16 protein-coding genes are annotated in these 13,051 nt (G+C 59.1%); 7 read left to right on the plus strand and 9 right to left on the minus strand.

Going from position 1 to position 13,051, the window contains the following annotated elements; translation table 11 throughout:
• Positions 1-2: 2 nt before the first annotated feature.
• The gene (gene pcp / locus DK871_RS12265; protein WP_161905215.1) at positions 3-632 is read left to right on the plus strand and encodes a pyroglutamyl-peptidase I; all 630 of its coding nucleotides are present in this window, start codon (positions 3-5) and stop codon (positions 630-632) included.
• Positions 633-665: 33 nt separating this feature from the next.
• On the opposite strand, the gene DK871_RS12270 is transcribed toward pcp, so the two are convergent.
• The 3 genes from DK871_RS12270 to DK871_RS12280 are packed head-to-tail and all read right to left on the minus strand — an operon-like array spanning position 666 to position 3,037.
• A complete protein-coding gene (locus DK871_RS12270) occupies positions 666-2,066 on the minus strand; it encodes a heavy metal sensor histidine kinase (RefSeq protein ID WP_161905216.1) in 1,401 nt (466 codons plus the stop codon).
• Complete coding sequence (locus DK871_RS12275; protein ID WP_003192516.1) at positions 2,063-2,734, minus strand: heavy metal response regulator transcription factor; 672 nt, start codon at positions 2,732-2,734, stop codon at positions 2,063-2,065. The genes DK871_RS12270 and DK871_RS12275 overlap by 4 nt, the downstream gene beginning before the upstream one ends.
• A 42-nt stretch (positions 2,735-2,776) precedes the next feature.
• Positions 2,777-3,037, minus strand: a complete 261-nt coding sequence (locus DK871_RS12280; protein WP_161905217.1) for a DUF2790 domain-containing protein — start codon at positions 3,035-3,037, stop codon at positions 2,777-2,779.
• A 196-nt stretch (positions 3,038-3,233) separates the two neighbouring features.
• Between DK871_RS12280 and DK871_RS12285 the strand changes: the two genes are divergently transcribed.
• Positions 3,234-3,938 (plus strand): HAD family hydrolase, encoded by a 705-nt coding sequence (locus DK871_RS12285; RefSeq protein ID WP_161905218.1) that lies wholly within the window; start codon positions 3,234-3,236, stop codon positions 3,936-3,938.
• Here DK871_RS12285 and DK871_RS12290 read toward each other — a convergent pair.
• The 3 genes from DK871_RS12290 to csrA all read right to left on the minus strand — a co-directional run bounded on the left by DK871_RS12290 (position 3,900) and on the right by csrA (position 4,955).
• The gene (locus DK871_RS12290) at positions 3,900-4,196 is read right to left on the minus strand and encodes a hypothetical protein (RefSeq protein WP_161905219.1); all 297 of its coding nucleotides are present in this window, start codon (positions 4,194-4,196) and stop codon (positions 3,900-3,902) included. The two genes, DK871_RS12285 and DK871_RS12290, sit on opposite strands and share 39 nt — an antisense overlap.
• Before the next feature lie 93 nt (positions 4,197-4,289).
• A complete protein-coding gene (locus tag DK871_RS12295; RefSeq protein WP_161905220.1) occupies positions 4,290-4,550 on the minus strand; it encodes a hypothetical protein in 261 nt (86 codons plus the stop codon).
• A 210-nt stretch (positions 4,551-4,760) separates the two neighbouring features.
• On the minus strand, positions 4,761-4,955 hold the full coding sequence (gene csrA, locus DK871_RS12300) for a carbon storage regulator CsrA (RefSeq protein ID WP_003192511.1): 195 nt from the start codon (positions 4,953-4,955) through the stop codon (positions 4,761-4,763).
• Positions 4,956-5,218: 263 nt separating this feature from the next.
• On the opposite strand from csrA, the gene DK871_RS12305 reads away from it, so the two are divergent.
• On the plus strand, positions 5,219-5,584 hold the full coding sequence (locus DK871_RS12305) for an SPOR domain-containing protein (RefSeq protein ID WP_044275175.1): 366 nt from the start codon (positions 5,219-5,221) through the stop codon (positions 5,582-5,584).
• A gap of 32 nt (positions 5,585-5,616) precedes the next feature.
• On the opposite strand, the gene DK871_RS12310 is transcribed toward DK871_RS12305, so the two are convergent.
• The 3 genes from DK871_RS12310 to DK871_RS12320 all read right to left on the minus strand — a co-directional run bounded on the left by DK871_RS12310 (position 5,617) and on the right by DK871_RS12320 (position 7,893).
• The gene (locus DK871_RS12310) at positions 5,617-6,306 is read right to left on the minus strand and encodes an endonuclease (protein WP_014719133.1); all 690 of its coding nucleotides are present in this window, start codon (positions 6,304-6,306) and stop codon (positions 5,617-5,619) included.
• A 4-nt stretch (positions 6,307-6,310) separates the two neighbouring features.
• Positions 6,311-6,562, minus strand: a complete 252-nt coding sequence (locus DK871_RS12315; protein ID WP_161905221.1) for a DUF1654 domain-containing protein — start codon at positions 6,560-6,562, stop codon at positions 6,311-6,313.
• A gap of 242 nt (positions 6,563-6,804) precedes the next feature.
• Positions 6,805-7,893 (minus strand): asparaginase, encoded by a 1,089-nt coding sequence (locus tag DK871_RS12320; protein WP_161905222.1) that lies wholly within the window; start codon positions 7,891-7,893, stop codon positions 6,805-6,807.
• A gap of 565 nt (positions 7,894-8,458) precedes the next feature.
• On the opposite strand from DK871_RS12320, the gene DK871_RS12325 reads away from it, so the two are divergent.
• Genes DK871_RS12325 through DK871_RS12340 form a run of 4 tightly spaced genes read left to right on the plus strand, consistent with a single transcriptional unit; the run spans position 8,459 to position 13,029 of the window.
• The gene (locus tag DK871_RS12325) at positions 8,459-9,418 is read left to right on the plus strand and encodes a sugar ABC transporter substrate-binding protein (protein ID WP_161905223.1); all 960 of its coding nucleotides are present in this window, start codon (positions 8,459-8,461) and stop codon (positions 9,416-9,418) included.
• A gap of 57 nt (positions 9,419-9,475) precedes the next feature.
• The gene (locus tag DK871_RS12330; protein WP_161905224.1) at positions 9,476-11,029 is read left to right on the plus strand and encodes a sugar ABC transporter ATP-binding protein; all 1,554 of its coding nucleotides are present in this window, start codon (positions 9,476-9,478) and stop codon (positions 11,027-11,029) included.
• Positions 11,026-12,003, plus strand: coding sequence for an ABC transporter permease (locus DK871_RS12335; RefSeq protein ID WP_003192502.1), 978 nt, complete (start codon positions 11,026-11,028; stop codon positions 12,001-12,003). Before DK871_RS12330 ends, DK871_RS12335 begins: the two co-directional genes overlap by 4 nt.
• 3 nt (positions 12,004-12,006) lie before the next feature.
• On the plus strand, positions 12,007-13,029 hold the full coding sequence (locus DK871_RS12340; protein ID WP_161905225.1) for a LacI family DNA-binding transcriptional regulator: 1,023 nt from the start codon (positions 12,007-12,009) through the stop codon (positions 13,027-13,029).
• Positions 13,030-13,051 lie beyond the last annotated feature (22 nt).

Below are 13,051 nucleotides of genomic sequence, written 5' to 3' on the forward strand. Positions count from 1 at the left end.
CTGTGCAAAGTGTATTGCTGACGGGCTTCGAGCCCTTTGATAAGGCGGCGGTGAACCCCTCTTGGGAGGCTGTGCGCCAGTTGGACGGTGTGTCGTTGAGCGAGGACGTGCAGATTGTTGCGCGTTGCTTGCCCTGCGCATTTGCCACCGCTGCCGAGAGCTTGCTGCAGTTGATCAACGAACTGCAGCCAGCAATGGTCATCGCCACGGGCTTGGGGCCTGGGCGCGGTGATATTTCCATCGAGCGCGTTGCGATCAACGTTAACGATGCGCGTATTCCCGACAATCTGGGCGCGCAGCCGATTGATACCGCCGTGGTGGAGGGCGGCCCGGCGGCGTATTTCTCGACGTTGCCGATCAAGGCCATGGTCAAGGCGGTGCGTGAGGCCGGTATTGCGGCCTCGGTGTCGCAGACGGCGGGGACGTTTGTGTGCAACCAGGTGTTTTATCGTTTGCAGCATGCGCTGGCGGGGACTGGGGTGCGCAGTGGGTTTATTCATGTGCCCGGCTTGCCGGAATCGGGTGAGCCATCGATGGTGCTATCGAAGATTGTAAAGGGGCTGCATGTTGCTACTTCGGCTGCTTGGCAAAACCCAGTGGATAGTGTCTTGCCCGGTGGCCAGATAAGCTGAAGGCAGGCGCTCTTGACCGAAGTTGAAGGGCGCTCAAACTTCACGCCCAGGGAAAAACAACTCAAAACAGGTCACGCCATCTTCACTGCTCACGCGGTACCGCCCGTTATGCAACTGCATGATGGTCGCCACTATCGAGAGTCCCAGGCCGTTGGACTGGGATGACCGCTCGCGGGATTCATCCACCCGGTAAAAACGTTCGAATAGCCGTGGCAGGTGCTCGGCCGGGATCGTCTGGCCGTGGTTACTGACTCTCACATTGATACCCGCGCCATCCGGCACTGCCTGGATACTCAGTGCCGAGCCCGGCGCGCCATATTTGATGGCGTTGGCGCACAGGTTGGCCAAGGCGCGGCGCAGCAGCATCGGTTCAGCCCAGATTACCCCTTCGCCCAAGGCGGTGATACGCATGTCCACATCACCGGCCAGCCCTTCGAAGTAATCCGCGATACGTTCCACTTCATCCGCCGCGTCCAGCGCCTGGCGTTGGCGCAGTGCGCTGGCGGGGTCGGTGCGGGCCAGGAACAGCATGTTGTCGAGCATCCGCGCCAGGCGCTCCAGCTCTTCGACATTGGAGGCCAGCAGTTGCTGGTAGCTTTCGATGTTGCGGTGCTGTTGCAGGGCCACCTGGGTTTCGCCGAGCAGGTTGTTGATCGGGGTGCGCAGTTCATGGGCCATGTCGGTGGACACTTGGCCCAGTTGTACAAAGCCTTTGGCCAAGCGCTCAAGCATGGTGTTGAACGAGTCGATCATGGGCAGCAATTCTTTCGGTGCGCCGTGGCTGTCGAGGCGTTCGGCCAGGTTGCTAACGCCGATCCCTTGGGCATGCCTCGCCAGACGGCGCAAGGGTAGCAAGCCGCGATGGACCAATAGGTAACCGACCAGCGCCAGGATGATCGCGGCGATACTCGCCAGGATGTATACGCTCAGACGATAACTGGCGAGCACCGCGGTGCGCTCGGTCATCAGGCGGCCGCTGGTGATTTGCAGGCTGCCCAGGTCGCCGGAGTCGATGGCCACGGATACCATCGAGAAGGGAATGTCGTTCAGGCCGGGCAAATGCTGCACGTCGTTCAACATGAGCTTGTGATCCTTGGGCAGCGGCTGGATCTGCGGCAGCGCAATGTTCCCCGGGTTTACCAGCAGCAGTGGCTGTTGGCCGGGCGCGGCGATGCTCAGCACCGATTCGCGGTTGCCCAGCATGTTCTGGAACAGCTCTGGCTTGGTCTTGATCAGGTCCAGGGTATTGCTGTCGTTGAGCAGGTTGCGCAATTGATCCACTCGGGATATCAGCGCGGCGTCATCGCGGCGGATCAGTTCGCGCTCCAGTTCCCGGTACAGCGCCACGCCCAGGGTTGCCAGCAGGGCGAAGGCGAGCAGGGCGAAGATCAGCGCCAGGCGCAGGGTCAGGGAGTAAGGGCGCTGGCGGCTCATGGCTGGGTGTCGAAGCGGTAGCCAATGCCACGCACGCTGTGGATCAGCTTGAGCTGGAACGGGTCGTCGATTTTCAGGCGCAGGCGGCGCACGGCGACGTCCACCACGTTGGTGTCGCTGTCGAAATTCATGTCCCACACCCGCGAAGCAATCAGCGAGCGGGACAGCACCTGGTCCTGGTGCGTGGCGAACAGATGCAGCAGGGCGAACTCTTTGTTGGTCAGAGTAATGCGCGTGCCGGCGCGGGTGACCCGACGTTTGAGTACGTCAATGTGCAGGTCGGCGATGTGCAGTTGTTCTTCATCCCGGCTCGGGCCACGACGGTTGAGGGTGCGCAGGCGCGCCACCAGTTCGGCGAACGAAAAGGGCTTGATCAGGTAGTCATCGGCACCCAGCTCAAGGCCTTTGATGCGGTCGGCGATGTCATCGCGGGCGGTGAGGAACAACACCGGGGTATCGGCCTCTTTGCGCAGGCGGCGCAGCACTTCCCAGCCATCCATTTTCGGCATCATCACGTCGAGTACGATCACGTCGAACGGCGTCTCCAGGGCCTGGTGCAAACCATCCACGCCATCGCGGGCCAGGCTTACGCAATGCCCCAGCTCCTGCAGGCCATTGAGCAGATAATTGCCGGCCTTGGGTTCGTCTTCGACTACAAGGATGTTCATGGGAAGTGCTCTGCTTCAATAAGTTGCGCCAGTGTAGCCCGATCAATTGTCATTGGTGCAACCGGTGTCCTGGACTTGGTAATCCAGCACGTGTACGCGGTCTTGGTGGTCCAGGTAGCGCAGTTGCGCCGGCACAACCCCGCATTGGCCGTAGGTGTCGGTGCTCGACAGTACCTTGGCGACATCCAGGTGGACGAAGAAGCCGGTTTTGTCGTGGATCACGTTGGCGGCAGGGGCGGTGTCGGCTGCGAATATCGAGCCAGTGACGAGCAAAGCGGTGAAGCCCAGGGCAATCAGTTTCATGGTGGTGTCTCACGTTTCGGGTTGGCTACCGGGTTGGCAGTGAGCTCACGGTAACCAGGCGACCCCAACAGCCAACCAACAGGATCATGACAAGTTCGTCATTTTTGCCTCGGAACTGAGGGGCCAGGTCTTGGCGTTTACAAGCGTCGAGGTGATCCGTAGATTGCAAGGGCCCAGCCCATGAGGAAGCCGCGCAGTGTCCAGCCCAACTCCAAATGTCTTTACCCGGCGTTACCGCGCCTTCCTGTTCGATATGGACGGGACCCTGCTCAACTCCATTGCCGCTGCGGAGCGCGTCTGGGGCATCTGGGCTGCACGGCATGGCTTGGATGTGGAAGCGTTTCTGCACACCATTCATGGCGCCCGCGCAATCGATACGATCACCCGCCAGGCGTTGCCGGGTGTCGATCCACAAGTAGAAGCCCAATGGATCACCGAGGCTGAGCTGCATGATGTCGAAGGCATCGTGGCGATTCCCGGTGCGGTGGCGTTTTTGGCAAGTCTGCCCGTCGATCAATGGGCGTTGGTCACTTCTGCGCCAAAAGCGTTGGCCGTGCGCCGGCTGCAAGCGGCGGGCATTCCGTTGCCGGCGGTACTGGTGACAGCCGAAGATGTGAAGACGGGCAAGCCTGATCCGGCCTGTTATGTGCTGGGAGCCCAGCGCCTGGGTGTGCCGGTGCAAGACTGCCTGGTGTTCGAGGACGCCACAGTGGGTATTCAGGCAGGGGAAGCGGCGGGAGCGGATATCATGGTGGTGACCTCGACACACTTGGCGCCGATGGTGACTGCCCATGCTTGCATCGAGGAATACGGTGCGTTGAAAGCCCAGCGTGGGGCTGATGGCTTGCTGTCCTTGAGCCCGTTACCGGTTTCGGCCTTCCATGCAGTCGATGGGGTCTGATAGGGCCTGCAACCGGCTATTTTTCATGCCTTGGCGCGACATCACCATTTCCCTGAGTATCTCGGTGGCGAGCTGGTTGATGGCCTCTGTACCGTGATAGTGCGCACGCACGATGCCGGTAATCGCGAAGTGATCGGTCTCTGGGCCGCTGAGTATGGCTGACAGGGTGCCGTCGGCATGCAGTGTGCACTCAACCTTGTAGCTGGGCAGACGATCTGCCAGGGCTCTCTCGATTTGGGATTTGTTGAGGGTGTCCATCGGCATTTGCACCTTTGACTGACTGCGCAAGCCCAATGATAGGGGGAGTTGCGGCGGTGTAAATACCGGCGATCCGATAGCTGTGAAAGGCGCTCAGCGTGCGGTTTTCTCATGGGCGCGATGAGCGGCACGCTGGCACAGCTTGCGCAAGATCACCTTCTGGATCGGCTTGAGGCAGAACACAAGCAGGTAGCCGCAGAGCAGAAGCGCCAGATCCACCCAGGAATGGGTGTCGGGATCGGCCCCTTCAACTTCCATTCTCAACCCACACCCGAGTGCCACGAAGACCAGCCCTATCAGCAGGGCAATCATCCAGGATCTTGAAACAAGGGGTTGCGACGCGGCTGGCCTCATCGACGTGTTCCTGAAATGCACTCGGATGGCAGGATAAAGTGTCAGAAATTGGGCTGCCAATAGCGCGACAAGTTCCGGATGCCCTGACAGTTTCATCTTGCAGCGAAGGGAAGGCTCAAGGCGCGCTGGTCACGCGGGGATACGCGAACAGACCAATGGGGTTTTCGCCAGCCGTTACAGTGAACGAAAAGGCTGGCTACTGGAGGCGTTTCAAGGCGTCTGGTTTTTGTCGGGTGCAGTCAGGCCGGCCTGGATACGTTGGTAAATCTCTTCGCGATGCACGGCAACATCCTTAGGGGCGTTGATGCCGATTCGTACTTGCTGGCCGCTAACGCCCAGGATGGTGATCGTAATGTCATCACCGATGTTTATGCTTTCACCGACTTTGCGGGTGAGTATAAGCATGGACTTCTCCTTGAATTACTTTTAAGGACACATGTTTCAGACAGGGCAGGTGTCGGATGTGTGTAGCTTACTGCGAAGCGCTTCCCTGTGACTGCCTCTTTTAGGACGCGTAGAGGCGGCATTAATTCCCATGGCGGTATCATACAGGTCGCGATACATGATTCGCATTGTTTAAGCCAACGTTTATGACGGCCAGAATAGACAGTGAATGGTAAAGTTGCCTCTTTGATCCTCAAAGGAGCAGGGCAGTGCGTAAAGTAGCGATGGCAATTGTGGTGTTGGCGTTGGCCGGATGCGGTGAAGGTAAGTCGGTCGATACCCCCAAGGCCAAGCCTGCCGTGACCGAAAGCCTGCCGCAAGCCGGTGCGATTGCCGCTCAGGAATGGGATATCCGGGTCGGCCCGCCGGACCACAAGCTGCAGGCGATCACCGACCTGACCGCCTGGTTGCTGGAGCATGGTTTCAATTTCTATATCGTGAAAGTCGACGGCAAGGATGAGGTGCTGTTGGGGCCGTTCGCGACCAAAGCCGAGGCCGAGGCCAAGCAGGCGCTGCTAAACGAAAAAATGGCGCGGGCCAAGAAAAACGACACCGTGTCGGAGATTATCGAGCACAAGGCTGCGCAGTAGCAGGCCAGGTGGGCGGGCACCCCCGCCCACGTTCAGCCGCAGGCCTTGAGGTTGACCGGGCCGACGAACTCATTACCACGCCCCATCACGCAAGCCACGGTCTGGTTGCGCTGGCGTTCCCAGGTTTGCACCGGGTAGGTCTTGTTCCAGGCTTCATACAATTGTCGGTCCTGCTTCGACAGGCGCAGGCCGTATTGCTTGCTCATATAAAAATACGTGCGCGCGATCATTCCGCGAATGGACGGGCGCGGCATGACCTTCTTCGCCTTGAAGTCCACCTGTGTCAGGCATGAGCCGTACTGCCCGCTTTGCACCGGCAGCCAGCCAAAGCTGAAGTTGTTACGGTCGCCATTCACTTCGCCGATGCTCGGCACCAGGTTATGCAGGTCTGCCTCGGCGCGCTTGAACACCTCATCATGGCGCGTGCAGTTTTTTCGTCCGCCGTTTTGCCAGCATTGGCGCAGATGCCCGATTTGCCAGGCCGGCACGATGTGTTCCCACTCAATGCGCGCGGCGCGGTTGGCGTTTTTACGCGGTATGTAACCGCAGGCTTTCAGGTTCACCCGGTTGCCGGTGTATTTGCAGCCGCAATAGAATTCGGTGGATTGCGGCGCGTAAAGCTTCCAGGCGATTTTCTTGGCTTCGCTGAAGGTTCGAGGGGCTTGGGCGTTGGCGGTGACGGTTAAAAACAGACAGCACACAGCAATAAAACGGGCACTCATTGAATCAATCTTCCTTCGGCACAACCCAGAAAATCTGCACGCCACCGTCATCTCGATAGGCGAGGGTGACGTTGTCGTTTTCCGCAATCTCTTCCAGTAAACGTTGCCAATCGTTTTCCGGTTCATCGGGTAAACGGAAGATCAACGCGGCCTTGGCTTTTTGGGCGTTGGTCGAGTTGATGATTTTTTGCACGCGGATAGCCAGGCGCTGGTAGGCGTCAGGCAAGGTAGGTGCTGCGGAAGAGGGCTTTGCCACAGAGTGTTCCTTAATTGGCTGTACGCACATACAGTATTTAACTGTAGGCAATTTCGCAACTGCTTAAATTTCAAGAAGTTCGTCTGACAGCGAATCAGGAAGTTTGTTGAGGGGGAGGGCAGGCATTGTAGGAGCGAGCTTGCTCGCGAAGAACGTTAACGATAACGCGTAAAGCCTGATTTACCGCGGCGCTATCAAGTTTTTCGCGAGCAAGCTCGCTCCTACGGGTGGATCAGCAGGGATCAGTACTCCCAGAAGATCCGTTGCAGTTCCTTGCTTTCCTGGGTCTTGGTCAGGGCGACCATCGCCAGGATGCGGGCTTTCTGCGGGTTCAGGTCAAGGGCGGCGACCCAGTCGTATTTGTCGTCTGGCTGTTCGGCGTTACGCAGAACCATGCCACCGGCGTTGACGTGGGAAGAGCGAATGATCTGCACGCCTTGTTTACGCAGTTCCACCAGCGCTGGAACGACCTTGGACGATACCGAGCCATTGCCGGTACCGGCGTGAATGATCGCTTTGGCACCCGCTTGGGCCAGTGCTTTGTAGGCGGTGTCGCTCACGTTGCCGTAGCCGTAGGCAATTTCAACGTCAGGCAGGCTTTTGATGGTCTTGATGTCAAACTCAGAATCCATGGTGTGACGCTTGGCCGGCAGGCGGAACCAGTAGGATTTGCCCTCGACGACCATGCCCATTGGGCCCCACGGGCTCTTGAAGGCTTCGGTCTTGATGTTGATCATCTTGCTGACGTCGCGGCCCGATTGGATCTCGTCGTTCATGGTCACCAGCACGCCTTTGCCGCGGGCTTCCTTGCTACCCGCGACCGCAACCGCGTTGTACAGGTTGAGCATGCCGTCTGCCGACATCGCGGTGCCTGGGCGCATGGAGCCGACCACCACGATAGGCTTGTCGGTTTTTTCTACCAGGTTCAGGAAGTAGGCGGTTTCTTCAAGGGTATCGGTGCCGTGGGTGATCACGATGCCATCCACGTCCTTGTTGTCGGCCAGTTCGGCGACACGGCGACCCAGTTGCAGCAGGTTTTCGTTGTTGATGCTTTCCGACGCAATTTGCATCACTTGTTCGCCGCGAACATTGGCGATCTGGCTAAGCTCAGGAACGCCGGCGATCAGTTGTTCGATGCCGACTTTGGCCGCTTGGTAGGTGGCACTGTTGGCCGCACTGGCGCCGGCGCCAGCGATGGTACCGCCGGTGGCGAGGATGACCACATTGGACAGTTTGGTCTTGCTTTCAACTTCCTTTGCCTGGGCAGCAACGGGGAACAGCAGCAGAAGGGCCATGGCGCCCGGAATAACGTTCTTCAATGCAGATTTCATTATTTTTCTCTCTGGTTTTTGATGAGTGCTGTAGCAGGTTCATCTAGAACACCCGGGCGGTTCTGAACGCCGCTAGGTGCTGAGAAAGAGCAGGATTTGTACCAGGCTGAGCATGTTGATTTTTTTAAATTAACTTATTGATTTAAAACAACTTAAAGTGAGGTTTCGGTTTGATGGGGCTGGGCGCTGTCCGGCTTTCCGAACGAGAAGGGCTGTGGTGTTCGGTTGTCCGAAAGCGTTCACGATTTGTCCGGGCACCCTGTGTGATCATTCGCCACACAGCCTGTCGTTTCAGAGAACGGTCAGAGAGGGGGAGTTTGCTTAAACGTATCAGCTGTCAGTGGCTGAAGGATAAGCTTGGAGGGCGCCCATGAAAGGCTCGCTGCTACCGTTGACAAATCTCGACAAGGTTCTCATAGTTTGCTCAACGCAAACGTTTGCGAGATGTTTCACTGCGCCCTTGGCACATCGTCACAGCTCGTATCAGCCGCCCGGGTGGGAGGGCTGCCGAAGGGGTCTTCGGTGCAAGCGTTGCTCACAATAATCATAAGATCGGAGTGAACCCATGAAGCTGCCATTTGCTGGACGTCTTCTTGCTGTTGCTGTGCTTGCTGCCGCATCCGCCGCTTTGCCTCTCTCTTCTGCATTTGCCAATGACGCTGCCAAAACGCCTACCGTGGGTTTGGTGATGAAGTCCCTTGCCAATGAGTTTTTCGTCACCATGACCGACGGTGCGAAGGACTACCAGAAAGCGCACCCAACAGAATTCAAGTTGATCTCCAACGGCATCAAGAACGAAACCGATACCAGCGCGCAGATCGCCATCGTCAACGAAATGATCAACGCCAAGGTCGATGCGCTTGTCATCGCCCCCGCCGACTCCAAGGCACTCGCCAGTGTGCTGAAGAAAGCTTCCGATGCCGGTATCAAAGTCGTCAACATCGACAACCGTCTGGACCCGGAAGTACTCAAAAGCAAAAACCTCGATATCCCGTTTGTAGGCCCGGATAACCGCAAAGGCTCCAAGCTGGTGGGCGACTACCTGGCCAAGCAACTGGCCGCCGGTGACAAGGTTGGCATCATCGAGGGCGTACCCACTACCACCAATGCCCAGCAGCGCACCGCAGGCTTCAAGGATGCGATGGACGCGGCAGGCATGAAGATTGTTTCCACCCAATCCGGTAACTGGGAAATCGACCAAGGCAACAAGATCGCCGCAGCGATGCTGAGCGAAACGCCGGATATCAAGGCGCTGTTGGCCGGTAACGACAACATGGCCCTGGGCGCTGTTTCCGCCGTGCGTGCGGCAGGCAAGGCTGGCAAGGTGCTAGTTGTGGGTTACGACAACATTGAAGCGATCAAGCCGATGCTCAAGGATGGTCGCGTGTTGGCCACCGCTGACCAGGCGGCCGCCCAGCAAGCCGTGTTCGGTATCCAGAACGCGCTGAAGCTGGTCAAGGGTGAGAAAGTCGATGCCAAAGATGGCGTGATCGAAACCCCGGTCGAACTCGTCATCAAGCAGTAATCCTGGCAGTACCCAACAGCGCCCGCTCGTCCTGGGCGGGCGCCTGGAGATTTTCCTATGTCATCTTCCGCCCCGAACGCTGTCCTCTCGGTCAGCGGTATCGGTAAGACCTATGCCCAGCCGGTTCTCTCCGACATTACCCTGACGCTCAATCGCGGGGAAGTGCTGGCGCTGACCGGTGAAAACGGCGCAGGCAAAAGTACCTTGTCGAAGATCATCGGCGGCCTGGTCACGCCCACCACAGGGCACATGCAATTCAATGGTCAGGATTACTGCCCTGCCAGCCGCACCCAGGCCGAAGCCTCGGGCGTGCGCATGGTCATGCAGGAACTCAACCTGCTGCCGACGCTGACCGTGGCTGAAAACCTGTTCCTGGATAACCTGCCAAGCCGCTGTGGCTGGATCAGCCGCAAACAGCTGCGCAAGGCCGCGATCGAAGCCATGGCCCAAGTTGGCCTGGACGCGATCGACCCGGACACGCTGGTGGGCAGCTTGGGCATTGGTCACCAGCAAATGGTCGAGATCGCCCGTAACCTGATCGGCGACTGCCATGTACTGATCCTCGACGAGCCCACGGCGATGCTTACTGCTCGTGAAGTCGAGATGCTGTTCGAACAAATCACGCGCCTGCAGGCTCGAGGCGTGGCGATTATTTATATTTCGCACCGGCTCGAAGAGTTGGCCCGTGTCGCCCAGCGCATTGCGGTATTGCGCGACGGCAAACTGGTCTGCGTCGAACCGATGGCCAACTACAACAGTGAGCAGCTGGTGACTTTGATGGTCGGTCGCGAACTGGGCGAACACATTGACCTGGGCCCGCGCACCATCGGTGGCCCAGCCTTGACGGTGACGGGCCTGACCCGTTCGGACAAGGTTCGCGATGTGTCCTTTGAAGTGCGCGCCGGTGAGATCTATGGCATTTCCGGCCTGATCGGCGCCGGCCGCACCGAATTGCTGCGCCTGATCTTCGGCGCCGACCCGGCCGACAGCGGCACCGTGGCCTTGGGTTCGCCGGCCAAGGTGGTGAGCATTCGCTCGCCGGTTGACGCAGTCGGTCATGGTATTGCCCTGATCACCGAAGACCGCAAGGGCGAGGGCCTGCTGCTGACTCAGTCCATCAGCGCCAACATCGCCCTGGGCAACATGCCGGAAATTTCCGGCGGGGGCGTCGTCAACAGCCGCAACGAAACTGCTCTGGCCAAGCGCCAGATCGACGCCATGCGTATCCGCAGTTCCAGCCCGACGCAGTTGGTGTCCGAGCTGTCGGGCGGCAATCAGCAGAAGGTAGTGATTGGTCGCTGGCTAGAGCGCGATTGCGCGGTGATGCTGTTCGATGAGCCCACCCGCGGCATCGACGTCGGTGCCAAGTTCGACATCTATGCCTTGCTCGGTGAACTGACCCGCCAGGGCAAAGCGCTGGTGGTGGTGTCCAGTGACCTGCGTGAGCTGATGCTGATCTGTGACCGCATCGGCGTGTTGTCTGCCGGGCGCCTGATCGAGACCTTCGAGCGTGACAGCTGGACCCAGGACGAATTGCTCGCCGCCGCCTTTGCCGGTTATCAGAAACGTGATGCGCTGCTCAACGAAGCGGCGCCTAGGAATACCCCATGAAAACAAGCATTTCCCCCGGTAAAACTGGCGGCAACTTCTATGGCCTGGGTACCTACCTGGGGCTGGCGGGTGCCTTGCTGGCGATGATTGCGCTGTTCTCGGTACTCAGCGATCACTTCCTGTCCTATGACACCTTCAGCACCCTGGCCAACCAGATCCCGGACCTGATGGTGCTGGCGGTGGGCATGACCTTCATCCTGATCATTGGCGGCATCGACCTGTCCGTGGGCTCGGTATTGGCATTGGCGGCCTCGGCGGTCAGCGTGGCGATCCTGGGCTGGGGCTGGAGCGTGTTGCCGGCCGCCCTGTTGGGCATGGGTTGCGCGGCGTTGGCCGGCACTATCACCGGTTCCATCACGGTGGCCTGGCGCATTCCGTCATTTATCGTGTCCCTCGGCGTGCTGGAGATGGCCCGCGGCGTGGCCTACCAGATGACGGGCTCGCGCACCGCTTATATCGGTGACTCGTTTGCCTGGCTGTCCAACCCGATTGCCTTCGGTATTTCCCCGTCGTTTATCATCGCGCTGCTGGTGATCATCGCGGCCCAGTTGGTACTGACCCGTACGGTCTTCGGTCGTTACCTGATCGGCATCGGCACCAACGAAGAAGCGGTGCGCCTGGCGGGCATCAATCCCAAGCCTTACAAGATCCTGGTGTTCAGCCTGATGGGCCTGTTGGCTGGTGTGGCGGCGCTGTTTCAGATTTCGCGTCTGGAAGCGGCGGATCCGAATGCCGGTTCGGGCCTGGAGCTGCAAGTGATCGCCGCCGTGGTGATTGGTGGCACCAGCCTGATGGGCGGGCGTGGCTCGGTCATTAGTACGTTTTTCGGCGTGTTGATCATTTCGGTCTTGGCGGCCGGGCTGGCGCAGATCGGTGCGACGGAACCGACTAAGCGCATCATTACCGGTGCTGTGATCGTGATCGCTGTGGTCCTCGACACTTACCGCAGCCAGCGCGCCAGTCGGCGGGGCTGAACCATGGCAACGATCAAGGATGTGGCAGCGCTTGCAGGTATTTCCTACACCACCGTGTCCCATGTGGTGAACAAGACGCGCCCGGTCAGCGAGCCGGTACGCATCAAGGTCGAGGCGGCGATCAAGCAGTTGGACTACGTGCCCAGTGCCGTTGCACGCTCGCTCAAGGCTAAGACCACGGCGACCATCGGCCTGCTGGTGCCCAACAGCCTCAACCCGTATTTTGCCGAGCTGGCCCGGGGTATCGAGGATTACTGTGAGCGTAATGGCTATTGCGTGATCCTCTGCAACTCGGATGACGACGCAGAGAAACAGCGCAATTATTTGCGCGTGTTGCTGGAAAAGCGCGTCGACGGCTTGATCGTGACCTCCGTGGGCGGCGATGACAGTGGTCTTGCCGCAGGCTTGAGTGCAGTGCGTACGCCCATGGTGATTGTCGACCGGGCGCTGGATGGAATTGATGTGGACCTGGTGCGCATCGATCACGAAGAGGGCGCTTACCTGGCGACCCGGCACTTGTTGGAATTGGGGCACCGGGACATCGCCTGTATCGGCGGCCCAGGGCATACCCGCGTGGCGCAGATGCGCCTGGCGGGGTACCAGCGTGCATTGCGCGAGGCGGGCATCGAGGTGTTGGCCAGCCGCACCCTGGAAAGCGATTTCACCAGCACAGGCGGCTATGCCGCAGCCGTACAGTTATTATCGCAACACCCGCCCAGCGCGATTTTCGCCAGCAACGATATGATTGGTTTTGGCGTGCTGCGCGCCGCCGCCGAGCGCAATGTGCGGGTGCCGGGCGAGCTGTCGGTCATCGGTTTCGATGACATCCAGATGGGGCGCTACGTCTACCCGGCGCTGACAACGGTCGGCCAGTCGATCCTGCAATTGGGCGAGACGGCAGCCGAATTATTACTGCAACGAATAGCAACACCCCAACTGCCGATCGATCAACGTATCGTGACGCCCAGTATTGTTTTGCGTGAGTCGACCGCGCCATTGGCTGATGTGTTCGCCCAATACCGCTGAACCGAATTGATGAGTACTGATG

It is taken from the genome of Pseudomonas sp. L13, from assembly GCF_009935965.1.
In the GTDB taxonomy this organism is placed as follows: Bacteria; Pseudomonadota; Gammaproteobacteria; order Pseudomonadales; family Pseudomonadaceae; genus Aquipseudomonas; species Aquipseudomonas lactis.